The 1,551-nt window shown below is 54.9% G+C and carries 3 protein-coding genes; all 3 read left to right on the top strand.

Features of this window, described 5'->3' with window-relative positions; translation table 11 throughout:
- The first annotated feature begins 189 nt into the window (after nucleotides 1-189).
- The 3 genes from cueR (at nucleotide 190) to BSIN_RS26320 (ending at nucleotide 1,433) form a co-directional block, all read left to right on the top strand.
- Nucleotides 190-594 (top strand): Cu(I)-responsive transcriptional regulator, encoded by a 405-nt coding sequence (cueR, locus tag BSIN_RS00865; RefSeq protein WP_089339213.1) that lies wholly within the window; start codon nucleotides 190-192, stop codon nucleotides 592-594.
- A 215-nt stretch (nucleotides 595-809) separates the two neighbouring features.
- On the top strand, nucleotides 810-959 hold the full coding sequence (locus BSIN_RS00860; protein ID WP_082710165.1) for a DUF3563 family protein: 150 nt from the start codon (nucleotides 810-812) through the stop codon (nucleotides 957-959).
- Between the two features lie 168 nt (nucleotides 960-1,127).
- Nucleotides 1,128-1,433: a hypothetical protein gene (locus BSIN_RS26320; protein ID WP_256583495.1), complete on the top strand. Its 306-nt coding sequence runs from the start codon at nucleotides 1,128-1,130 to the stop codon at nucleotides 1,431-1,433.
- The last annotated feature ends 118 nt before the right edge of the window (nucleotides 1,434-1,551 follow it).

Genomic DNA, 1,551 nt, shown 5'->3' with positions numbered 1-1,551 from the left:
GTGTGAAAGTAGGTAATCGTCAGGCTCCCCTTAAAAAAACCCCCGCCTACCCAGCGGGGGTTTTTGCTTTTACGCCCTCAAGCTCCACAACCCCCCCTCATCGCCCCAGCGCTTCATCTCCGCTCCGCGCGAGGCGATATGGCGTCTTTAGCGTTAACATTGAGCCATCGATTTTGTCGGGGACAAGCAGTGAACATCGGGGAAGCGGCGAAAGTATCCGGCGTCAGTGCGAAGATGATTCGCTATTACGAAAGTGTGGGGCTTCTCAATCCCGCGAAACGAACCGACGCCGGGTATCGCGTTTACCACGACGAAGAAATTCATTCGCTTCGCTTTATTCGGCAGGCAAGACGTCTTGGTTTTCTAGTCGGTGACATTAGAAAGTTGCTTACACTTTGGCAAGACCGCTCGAGGGCGAGCGCTGAAGTCAAGGCAATCGCGCTCGAGCACGTAGCCGAACTGGACGAGCGGATTTCCGAGCTGACCGACATGCGCAATACGCTTGCTAACCTCGCCGTCCATTGCCACGGGGACGAGCGTCCTGAATGCCCTATTTTGGAGCGCTTGGCAGATTCATGTTGTGCACCGAAATAGCACATCCGATGTCGTGTCTGCCTATCCTGGAAGTAAAAAATATATAAAAATCATATACTTGGAAGGAATGGCCCTGAGCTATTCCAAATCGACATGCTCTGTATTCGAGCATTTCACTGGTAAGTTGGTGCATCCAAGCTATAATCGGGTTAACCCTATACGGGATATCCCTGATCTCGATTTCCAGGGATCTCACTCTTCCTTGGAGAACCAACATGTTTGCCTACATCATTGAAAAACTGAGCAACTGGTTTGAAACCGCGGAACGCGAGCGTCGCGAAGCCTACTTGGCTTCGTCGAGCGATATCGTTCAACTCGAGCAACGTATTCGCTCGTTGGAAACCAACGGTTACTCGATTCTGTAATTCCGCACGGCAGCGCTATCGCGATCGTGCTCGATGAAGGCCCCGAACGGATTGACTCGGGGCTTTATCTTTTTGTAGGCTGAAATCTCGCGATCCAGCAGGCGGATACCGATGTCGCGTCCGGAATGTTTACGCAGCGGATCTGAGTATAAATCTGGGGATTACCTGATGAGATTCGCCCATCGATTACTTCGCATTGCGCTATGCGGCCTCGCGACGTCACCGGCTTTTGCCGGAGCGAGCGGTAGCGCGCCTTTGATCCTCGATACGCAAAGCGGAATTCATGACGGCCGGAGCGGCGTCGTGTCGCGAAATGTGCCGCTGTCTAGCGCTCCGATCGTGGAGCCGATCCGGCCAGCCCCGATGAGGGCGCTGCCATCAGCAGCGACAGCGCCGATGGTCATCATTCCGTATATCGAAGTGCCGGGGGCTCCAGCGCCATACACCGCACCGGTGGCGCAGCCGCGCGACTAGCTATAACTCCACCATGCCGGTGGCTCAATGTAAGCGGCTCGGGTAGGCCAGTCCCCCATTCGCGCGCGCGTGAGGCATGATGGTGATGGCGTGGTGGAGTCCGTGACCTACACGGTTA

Origin of the sequence: Burkholderia singularis, assembly GCF_900176645.1 — a bacterium.
Taxonomy (GTDB): Bacteria; Pseudomonadota; Gammaproteobacteria; order Burkholderiales; family Burkholderiaceae; genus Burkholderia; species Burkholderia singularis.
The sequence above is the reverse complement of the archived record's forward strand: the minus strand, read 5'-3'. Positions and strand labels throughout refer to the sequence as shown.